Source organism: Allocoleopsis sp., assembly GCF_036703385.1.
In the GTDB taxonomy this organism is placed as follows: domain Bacteria; phylum Cyanobacteriota; class Cyanobacteriia; order Cyanobacteriales; family Coleofasciculaceae; genus Allocoleopsis.
In genome coordinates, this window is the sequence record NZ_DATNPA010000710.1 from 1 (window position 1) to 9,438 (window position 9,438).

General features: G+C 48.7%; 8 protein-coding genes and 1 pseudogene. 3 read left to right on the top strand and 6 right to left on the bottom strand.

Annotation, left to right across the window (positions count from 1 at the left end; all coding sequences use genetic code 11):
• The coding region (locus V6C93_RS33470) for a VWD domain-containing protein (protein WP_333481012.1) at positions 1-1,417 on the top strand (1,417 nt) is incomplete at its 5' end.
• A gap of 7 nt (positions 1,418-1,424) precedes the next feature.
• Positions 1,425-2,405 (top strand): alpha/beta hydrolase, encoded by a 981-nt coding sequence (locus V6C93_RS33475; RefSeq protein WP_333481013.1) that lies wholly within the window; start codon positions 1,425-1,427, stop codon positions 2,403-2,405.
• Between the two features lie 73 nt (positions 2,406-2,478).
• On the opposite strand, the gene V6C93_RS33480 is transcribed toward V6C93_RS33475, so the two are convergent.
• The 5 genes from V6C93_RS33480 to carA all read right to left on the bottom strand — a co-directional run bounded on the left by V6C93_RS33480 (position 2,479) and on the right by carA (position 6,762).
• Positions 2,479-2,772: a DUF1816 domain-containing protein gene (locus V6C93_RS33480; protein WP_333481014.1), complete on the bottom strand. Its 294-nt coding sequence runs from the start codon at positions 2,770-2,772 to the stop codon at positions 2,479-2,481.
• A 71-nt stretch (positions 2,773-2,843) separates the two neighbouring features.
• Positions 2,844-4,124: a 23S rRNA (guanosine(2251)-2'-O)-methyltransferase RlmB gene (gene rlmB / locus V6C93_RS33485; protein ID WP_333481015.1), complete on the bottom strand. Its 1,281-nt coding sequence runs from the start codon at positions 4,122-4,124 to the stop codon at positions 2,844-2,846.
• Positions 4,125-4,149: 25 nt separating this feature from the next.
• A complete protein-coding gene (locus V6C93_RS33490; RefSeq protein WP_333481016.1) occupies positions 4,150-4,620 on the bottom strand; it encodes a Mini-ribonuclease 3 in 471 nt (156 codons plus the stop codon).
• 143 nt (positions 4,621-4,763) lie between these two features.
• Positions 4,764-5,132 carry an STAS domain-containing protein gene (locus V6C93_RS33495; RefSeq protein WP_333481019.1) on the bottom strand — a complete coding sequence of 123 codons (369 nt, stop codon included), beginning with the start codon at positions 5,130-5,132 and terminating at the stop codon, positions 4,764-4,766.
• Between the two features lie 475 nt (positions 5,133-5,607).
• Complete coding sequence (gene carA, locus V6C93_RS33500; protein ID WP_333481017.1) at positions 5,608-6,762, bottom strand: glutamine-hydrolyzing carbamoyl-phosphate synthase small subunit; 1,155 nt, start codon at positions 6,760-6,762, stop codon at positions 5,608-5,610.
• Positions 6,763-7,123: 361 nt separating this feature from the next.
• On the opposite strand from carA, the gene V6C93_RS33505 reads away from it, so the two are divergent.
• Complete coding sequence (locus V6C93_RS33505; RefSeq protein ID WP_333481018.1) at positions 7,124-8,092, top strand: retropepsin-like aspartic protease family protein; 969 nt, start codon at positions 7,124-7,126, stop codon at positions 8,090-8,092.
• Positions 8,093-8,174: 82 nt separating this feature from the next.
• On the opposite strand, the pseudogene V6C93_RS33510 reads toward V6C93_RS33505, so the two are convergent.
• Positions 8,175-8,999 (bottom strand): annotated as a pseudogene (locus tag V6C93_RS33510) (RNA-guided endonuclease InsQ/TnpB family protein); the annotation flags it as partial.
• Positions 9,000-9,438 lie beyond the last annotated feature (439 nt).

Genomic DNA, 9,438 nt, shown 5'->3' on the forward strand with positions numbered 1-9,438 from the left:
ACAACGAAATTACGATAATTTCCTAAAAATAGACTTTTCAAAAGACATCAGTCCCGAGAAAGCCGAGAAGATTTGTAAGTTTTTAGATAAGTCAAAGGATGAATTTGATGCTTTATCAAAAGGTGTATTGGTTGGCAGTACACTTCTGGAAGTAGGAGCAGGCTTAGAACTAGCGGGATTTGCCGCTGCCTCTGCTGCTGCTGCCCCAGCGCTTGCGGCAGTTGGTGCAACGATGGCAATTGTAGGTCTTGGCTACTGGATTATGAAGGGAGGTTTGCCGCCACTTCCACTTGAGGGAGTTGCTGAAGCCGCTTATGATCTAGCAGGGGAAATACAAAATGCATCTGGTGTTAACATCACTGATGAACTTGATCGCGGTCTTGCTGACCTTCGCAAGGAATGGGGTATAGACCTGTGCGATAAAAAGCCACCCCAGCCAACTAAACAGCTTACAAAAGGGTCAAGTTATGGCGACCCCCACATGATTACCTTTGATGGCTTCAAATACAGCTTCCAGACCGTTGGAGAATTCACCCTAGTTAAATCCACCAATGGAAACTTTGAAGTGCAGGCACGGCAGGGAGCAATCTCAAATTCAGTTTCCATGAATACCGCCGTAGCCATGAAAATTGGTAACAGTCGCGTAGCCCTCTATGCCAAAAACCCGCCCGATTCCGATACCAGCACACCCCTGCGCGTGGATGGCAAACCCACAAAGCTAGAAAATGGCACCCTCGAATTACCTGGAGGAGGCAAAATCCAAGGCAACTCATCCTACTACCTAGTCACAGCACCCACAGGAGAGCAAGTAGGAATCAACCTTGGCAATGGACGGATGGACATCAAACCTTATATTTCCGGTCAATCAGGACAGTACATCGGCTTACTGGGTAACGCAAATGGCAACCCCGCCGACGACTTACAAACTCGTGGCGGCAAAGTGATTCCTACCAAAGAAAACTCCACCTACGGGCAAGTCAGTCAAGCATTGAGGAATGTGCTACCCGTACCTGCGCCCCTTAATCAGGCAGAAAAGATATTCTTTGACGTAGTTTACAAAGAATTCGGTGATAGTTGGCGCATTAGTCAAGCCGAGTCCTTATTTGACTACCCACCCGGTAAAGACACAGGCACATTTACCAACCGCAGCTTCCCCAATTCCTACCTATCCCTTAACTCATTGCTACCCCCTCAAATCCGCCAAGCCGAAGAGATTTGTCGTCAAGCCGGAGTAGAATCAGAACTGATGGATGGCTGCATCTTCGATGTCGGTCAAACAGGAGATGCCAGTTTTGCCAAATCTGCTGCGAACGCCCTCCTTGATACTGCAAAGGACAGACTCCTTCAAGAACTCGGTAACAAGATTCCAGTTCCACCACTACCAGTACCTGTGAGAATCCCCGGCATACGGTTGTAGAGTTTAGATGCCCGACTTCGCAGAAGTTGTCGGGCATCTGGGTGCGATCAGCCCTCTTCGTGTGTGCTATTCCACCTATCTTCCTGGCGGCAAGAGATTAAGCTGGAATGAGTTCGATAGTCCAGCTAGAACCTTAGAGCTAGTGTCTGTGCCTCAATTATCGTCTCAATCGATCAACCTTAACGTTCACGTTAAAGGAGAAGGATTTCCCATACTCTGCTTACATGGTCATCCGGGATCGGGCAGCAGTATGTCCGTCTTCACCAATCACCTCTCCCAACGCTTCCAAACTCTTGCTCCCGATTTACGGGGATACGGTAATAGTCGAACTGAGTTCGACTTTCAGATGAACGACCATCTCAGTGACTTAGAAGCTCTTCTAGACCGCTGCCGGATTGACCGTTGTCTGGTATTGGGTTGGTCGCTGGGAGGAATTCTCGCAATGGAACTGGCCTTAAAACTACCCGAACGAGTGAGTGGACTAATTTTGATTGCCACAGCCGCTCGGCCTAGAGGCAATCATCCACCCATCAGCTGGGAGGATAACCTTTACACTGGGATCGCTTCCCTGATCAATCGGGTGGTGCCTGGGTGGCAGTGGAATATTGATACATTCGGGAAGCGATCGCTCTATCGCTATCTCATCCAACAACACACGCCCAAGGCTTACGAGTACCTCGCCTTTGAAGCGATGTCAGCCTATCTACAAACGTCAGCCGCTGCTACACGGGCTCTTAACATTGCCTTAAGATCCGGGTATAATAGGCTTTCCGAGCTAGAACACATTCAATGTCCCTGCTTGGTGATGGCTGGGGCAGCGGATCGGCATATCACCGTAGAATCGAGTCGAGAAACGGCTCAACATCTCAAGAATTGTCACTGGCAGTGCTACCCCAACACAGCACACCTCTTCCCTTGGGAAATCCCTGAGCAGATAACCAGGGACATTGAGAGCTGGATTGAACTCAACCCTCAAGTCGTATCTTGAGTAAGCCCGTAGGGGGCTGACGCTGGTAACACCCTGATTGACCGGAAGTTTGTTCTCTTCCTGCCTAAGTAGACTAAGACGCTTGTCGGCTGAAGCCACGCACTGGGTTTGAAAAATCAAGAGCCTGCTCCCCCAGATCTTCCTCAAAAATTGTCAGGTTGTTCGGTTTGCAGCGCTGTATTTTAACGCTAATGCCTTGAGCCCCTTCATTTTCTATGTCTTCAATGTATCCGCCCTGGGCTGCCACAGCCTCTTTCTCGTCGAAGAAAGGTCCGAAGTAGTAGGTGCAGCGGGGATTGTCGGTAACAATTTCAACCCAAAAAGCCAATCCCAAGAATTGGAGAATCTTGATCAAAACTTCTTTCATGCTGTTTGCCTGATAGACGGGATTCTATGTTGTCTTTTTATATCGCAATTTTTACATTTTTTTATACTACCTTACACTTCTTTTTGCAACGTATCTTTGGGCAGAATGTCTAGGTGAATTATATTTGACCAACGTTGGCGATAAGTCTCGTACAAAGTCATTGCTACGGCTACTGAGGCATTGAGGCTTGGGGTTTTACCCTGTAGAGGAATCGAAACCAAAACGTCACAGCAGCGTTGTGTAAGCAAGCTCAAACCACTACCTTCTGAGCCTACTACCAATACTATCGGGCCTGTAAATTTAACGGTGTGTAGTAGTTTACCGTTTCCTGCTGCCATGCCATAAATCCAAAAGCCAGCGGCTTTTAATTCCTCTAGGGCACGACTGAGATTGACAACCCTAGCAATGGGAAAAGTTTCTATCGCTCCTGCTGCGGCTTTCACAACAGAAGAGGTAACACCAACAGCTCGACGTTGAGGAATGATTAAGCCTTGAGCGCCTAGGGCTTCTGCTGTACGAATAATTGCCCCTAAATTGTGGGGATCGGTAATTCCATCACACACAAGGATTACCGGCTGTTCGGCTGTCGCTTTTGCTTTTTTAATTACGTCCGCTAAATCTTGGTACGGGTAAGGTGCGACTTGAGCTACGACACCCTGATGATTGGCTCCCTCGGCTATTTGGCTGAGGCGGCGTGGTTCTACTTCATCAATGACGGTACCATTGGCCTTGGCTTGAAGCAGTAGGGAATGAAAGCGGGGATCGTAGCGCAGCTGTGGAAGAATCCAAACTCGGTTGAGCTGGCGCTGATTTTCCAAGGCGGCGAGGACGGGATGACGCCCATAAATTAAGTCAGTCTCCTCCGATGTATCCATCGCAGAAGTTGTATCGGTATGGGTTGGCTCAAAATTTGGCGATTCATGGCGCTCTTTGTGTACCGACCTAGACGGAATATATCGCTTGGCCTCCGTTTGCTGGGTGTTCCCACCTCTATCTCTATCTCTGTTTCTATCTCTATCTCTATCTCGGGTTCTACCTTCATAGGGTGACTCGAAATTAGCCCCCCTTGGTTCTGGGCGAGACCCTGGCTTTTGGGGATGTGGCCTACCTTTACCCGCATGACGCCGCTCTAGGCGGTCTGTGGGAGCGCCTTGGGAGTGGCGCAGTTTAGGACTAGAGTTTTGAGGGCGAGAGGGCTTTCCCGGCTTTGGCTTGTCTATGTAGCTGCGCTCTTGTCGGTCAGAGGGTTTTTCTTGGGCAGAAGAAAATTTTCGATTCTCACGGGGATCGCGAAATGACTTCCCTCGCTTTGGCTTGCCGGTAGCGTGAGGGCGGCGGTCTTGTTTAGACATATTATTATTAGAGTTCGATGACTTGTTAACGGGGATCGAGGTCTAAATGAGCCAGCAACTGGGTCAGACGCTGGGGATCGGTAAGGTATAGGTATCCAAGTAGTGTTTCCAAGCTCGTCGCTTGTTGATAGATTTTGGGGTCGAGACGTCGGGGATGTCCTGTGGCGGCATTGCGCCCACGCCTCAAAATTTCAAGTTCAGAAGCAGTAAGGTAGGGTTCGAGCGATCGCAGCGTTTTTGCTTGACTTTCCGCCCGGACTTGAGATACTACCTGCTGGTGATAGTCACCAAGGCGTCTGGGCGGCAGTAGATAACAGGTTCGGATATAAAGTTCGTAAACAGCGTCTCCCAAATAAGCCAAGGAGGCGGGTGACACTCGCTGAATATGGGATGAAGACTTCGTAGTAGCACTTAATTGCTGAAATCGAACTTCCGCCCACGAGAGCGCCGACTGGATTGCCAAAATCTTTAAGCTCTCTTCCTCCTCTGATGTCACAACCTCTGCCAGACCTCTCCCTCTAAATTTTAGCGTTGCCTGGAATAGTCTATTACATTCAGGAACTAAAGAAAGTCAACTGTTCCCTTAACAGAGCAAGGGCGGGTTTCTGACCCGCCCTATCATTGCTCTGTACGGTTGCGTCAGCTTCCCTCGATGTTCTCCAATGCTTCCTCAACAGAAGGTTGCAGTGAGAGAAATTTTTCCAGGCGTACCAGCTTAACTGTTTGAGTTACACGGGGATTCGTCACAATTTGTAAGCTTCCCCCCGCGCTTTGAGCCTTCTTCACTAGCTGCACCAAAGCGCCCAAACCCGAGCTATCGACAAAGTCGATCTTGGAAAGATCCAAGACAACGTGTGTTGGCCCTTCATCAATATTTTTGCTGACCACCTTGCGGAATGTAGCTTCCGAAAAGGCGTCCAACAATCCAGTGAGGCGGAAAAGCTGGCAATTTTCCCTGACTTCGCGAGTGCCCCTTAAGCTGACTGTCAGGGTTAGTGGCTCAGGAATAACACCCTCCTACTTGTAGCGTAAATAACATTATGATTGTGACATCTCCACTGCCAAGCTTGTGACTCTAACAGGGGATTTTTGGACTGACCTGGTCTCCCGAAACAGATATTTGTTCCTCTGGTTTTGGATTTACAGAGCATTCCCAATCCTCGCCGATCAATCCTCAAGCTCAAGATCCGGTGTGTTCCACCGTATTGGTCGATGCTTTGCCTAGACTTATCGGCATTTTATCAAGTGCCGCAGCGGCCTAAGGCTGTTTTGGACAGACTTCTACGTCGTATGCAATAGTATAGCGAGAAGTCCCCGTTTAATTTAAAGTACCTTGAGATTTTTGGCAAGCTTTTAGGAGTGACATGCCCCTAATCAGCTTATCAATAACAAAATTAACGCAAATTGTCAACCTTGTCGCTGCAAAATCTTTCATCCCCCTTAGTCCTAACTCCCTTCCTTGGATTAGAGCGTAGCACTGCCCTCAACTTGGCGAGGGTGCGGCGTTCGTCCGCATCGTTTGAACAAACTGCTCAAAGAGATAGTCAGCATCGTGCGGACCTGGACTGGCTTCTGGGTGGTACTGTACCGAGAAGAAAGGTAAAGATTTGTGACGCAATCCCGCCACAGTGCGGTCATTGAGGTTGAGGTGAGTAATTTCTACCTCAGCATCTATAGTATCGGCATTAATCGCAAAACCGTGATTTTGGCTGGTGATTTCCACCTGCCGCCGCAAACCTGCTGGGTGATTTAAGCCCCGATGACCAAATTTAAGCTTAAAGGTTTCTGCACCCATCGAAAGACCGAGAATTTGGTGCCCCATGCAGATGCCAAACACGGGTTTCTCTTGCTTTAACAAAGCCTTGGTGGTTTCAATCCCTTCACTGACAGCCGCAGGGTCTCCTGGCCCATTGGAGAGGAAAATGCCGTCTGGATTATGTTTGAGAATTTCCTCAGGAGGTGTATCCGCAGGAACGACGATGACACGGCAACCATAGCTAGCTAGACGCCGTAGGATGTTGCGTTTGATACCAAAGTCTATGGCTACAACTGTTAGAGGTTCGTTATGGGTAGCATCGACAACGGGGCGAAACTCCCAGTGGCTATCGGTGGGAGCCGACCACTCATAAACCTCCCTCGTGGTGACTTCCCGAACCAGATTTAATCCTGCCATACTAGGAGCCCCTGTCACTTGCTTGAGCAACTCGGCAGGGTCAAGAATTTCGGTAGAAATGCCACCGTTCATGGCACCTGATGAGCGAAGTTTTCGGGTCAGGGAGCGGGTATCGATGCCGTAGATTCCTGGAATATTGTGCTTTTTGAGGTAATCGGGGAAAGACTGAGTGGAACGCCAGTTACTTGGACGGTAGCAGATGTTACGAGCGATCGCACCCCTAATATGAGGATACGCGGATTCTTCATCCTCTGGATTAACTCCCGTGTTGCCTAATTCTGGATAAGTAAAGGTGACAATCTGACCACAGTAGCTGGGGTCGGTTGCCACCTCCTGATAACCCGTCATGGCTGTGTTAAACACAACCTCCCCCATAGCAGTGCCCGTGGCTCCGAAAGACCAACCCTTGAAAGATGTCCCATCTGCTAGCACGAGCAGAGCAGGTGTAGCTGCTGAAACAGGCATAAGCAGTTATGTTGTGATGAGTGGTTGGTTGTTAGTAGTCAGTGGTCAGTAAAAAGAACGCCAGACAACTAATAACTGACGTGCTATTATCTCATGGCTGACTGAGGCAGGAGAGGTTTTTTGAGCCTCAATTGTGAGGAGGCGATAACAACCAGTGCCTTTTGGACAGTGCCCTAGGCGATCGCCCAACCTATCCTTATCAATGATATCTTCAGGTCTTACTTACCCCATAGCTAGAAAAATGCACACCATCCCCTAGCCTTCGCTGGGTCAAGCAGGCTTCGCCCTCAACCCATCAAAGACGAATTAGGGCGGTGTAGTTCATACTGAAAAATGGACAGTTCATGAGCCATCAACGCCCATGCCCTCTCAGAAGTCTAGAGCTATCCTTCTGCTTTCAGGCACCCTAGCATTGACGAATATGGCTTGTAGCCGTGTCAATTCTCTGCTGGGTTCTAATGAACCCACTGAGCCAATGGCTACCTCTTCGACTCCTGGTACAGCCACTAATTCCGTCGCGGGACAGGCGTCCCCGTCTGTTGTTAATCCCTCATCAGTGGCGACAGCAAGCAGCCAACCTTCTCTTACGCCACAGCAGGCGTATGAACGGGCACTGGATGCCGCCTATAGTGCCACAAGTATTGCTGAGTCTGCTCAGGCTTCCAGCGATTGGCAGTTAGTGATTAATCGCTGGCAAGAAGCGATTGAGTTATTGAAACAGGTACCATCTGCTAGTTCTTATCATGCGATCGCTCAGCCGAAACTTGCCGAGTACCAGCGTAACCTTCGCATTGCTCAACAAAAAAGCGCTCGCCCCGGTTCCAATGCCCCCTCAGGAACTGAAGTTGCTATTTCACCCAGAGGCGTATTCCAACCCTCTGCCATCCAAACGCCCAACCCAAAGGCACCTACAACAGGGTCAACACCCACCCCTGCATCGAAGACAAACACAGATAAGCCGCAGGTGTTTAAAGCCCCAATCAAACGTCGTGTTCATGGAACGCCAGTGATTGATGTGACCTTTAACGGCACACAAACCTTTGAGATGGTTGTCGATACAGGTGCCAGTGGTACTGTAGTCACCCAAGCAATGGCAAAAAGCCTCAACATTGTTCTAGAAGGCGAAATTAAAGCGAATACGGCGAGTGCCAAAGGAGTGACATTTCGCTCCGCCAAGGTTGAGTCAATTGCTGTTGATGGGGCTGTAGCACAGAACATTCAAGTGGCAATTGGTGGGACTGATCTAGAAATTGGACTGTTGGGTCAAAACTTTTTTAGCAAATATGACGTTTCACTCAAACAAGATGTCGTTGAATTTCATAGTCGCTAGAGCGTCGGCACAGAAATAGTTTTTTCCTTGGAGGGGCGAAGCATCGGTGTTCCAGCCCTTAATCGCTGCTGCGTGACAGATCCTACACTGACTCTTCGAGTACAGTGTAGGCTTCCAAACCAATCCGGCTATTGCTTAGGAGGCGTTTGGCTTTAAGAACGGACTGCCCTGCCGCCTTTCGGGTGCGCAACTTAAGCGGGAAATGAATTCCCGCATCCAGCGTCACTCTGTTTTTTATGTTTATTGCTGCGTTGTGGTCGCGGTCAAGACTACACCCACACTTGATGCAGTCATGCCAACGAATATGCAGCTTCTTAGGCGCTTTCTCGCCACAATTGGAACAATCTTGTGAGGTGTTATGGGCGCTTACTGGGATTACCAACAAACCAGCATTTTCGGCTTTGTTCGTTAGTATCGACAGAAAGCTTGACCACCCAGCATCCAACACAGATTTAGCCAATCGGGTACAAGCTAGCCCTTTGACGTTCAGCTCTTCATGAGCCACTACGTCATATTTTGACAGCAAATAATTAGCTGTCTTAAAGTGAAAGTCTTTCCGCTTGTCTGCAACTTTTTTGTGCTGTCTGCCCAGTTGCTTGATAGCTTCAAGCCTACCCTTGCTACCTTTTTTTCTACGCGATACTCGTTTCTGAATAATCCGTAGGCGTTTCTGGGCTTTCGGATAATGCTGAGGAATAGCAATCGTTTCACCCTCAGAAGTTGTCAAGAATTCCTTTAAACAAACGTCAATCCCAGTGATTCTATCTGGGTTAAAGTCTGGCTTAATTTCTGGAACTGCCTTGTCTTCTAACGAGAGTGTGAGGTAGTACCCATCAGCTTTCTTGGTGACAGATGCAGTTTTGATTTTGAATCCATTAGGGATAGGGCGATGAAGGACAACCTTAACCTGAATAGCACTGACTTAAGAAATTTCATCCAACCCGTCAATCCTTGTGCAGGGGGTCTCTAGGTAGGCACTCCGTCCCCCAGTGGGGAGTTTGGGGGGAAACCCCCCAATCTGGGTTTTTCCAAGAAACGATAATTTTCCCTTAAGTCAGTGACATTCACCTTAACCTTCCCAAACATCGGTAGGTTAATCAGGCTTCCTTGTAAACATCCCTCTTTCATCTGAGGATAGGTAAAAGTACGATAGCGATTACGAGCCTTAAATCTTGGCTTACCGCTACGTTTACCGTTACTGTCACCTCCTAAGAAACACATTCAGCCACAGGGGATTGAGCGACCAAATCAAAGCCTAATAAGTGAGCTTTTTTCTTGAGGTTGTTAAGTAGGCGCTCTTGATATCTTTGCTCGTAGTAGTCCACTCCTGGGTCAGTGTAAGCTCC

Coding starts and splice junctions, on each gene's coding strand:
- V6C93_RS33475 (WP_333481013.1), top strand. CDS start 1,425: ATGCCCGACTTCGCAGAAGTTGTCGGGCATCTGGGTGCGATCAGCCCT.
- V6C93_RS33480 (WP_333481014.1), bottom strand. CDS start 2,772: ATGAAAGAAGTTTTGATCAAGATTCTCCAATTCTTGGGATTGGCTTTT.
- rlmB (WP_333481015.1), bottom strand. CDS start 4,124: ATGTCTAAACAAGACCGCCGCCCTCACGCTACCGGCAAGCCAAAGCGA.
- carA (WP_333481017.1), bottom strand. CDS start 6,762: ATGCCTGTTTCAGCAGCTACACCTGCTCTGCTCGTGCTAGCAGATGGG.
- V6C93_RS33505 (WP_333481018.1), top strand. CDS start 7,124: ATGCCCTCTCAGAAGTCTAGAGCTATCCTTCTGCTTTCAGGCACCCTA.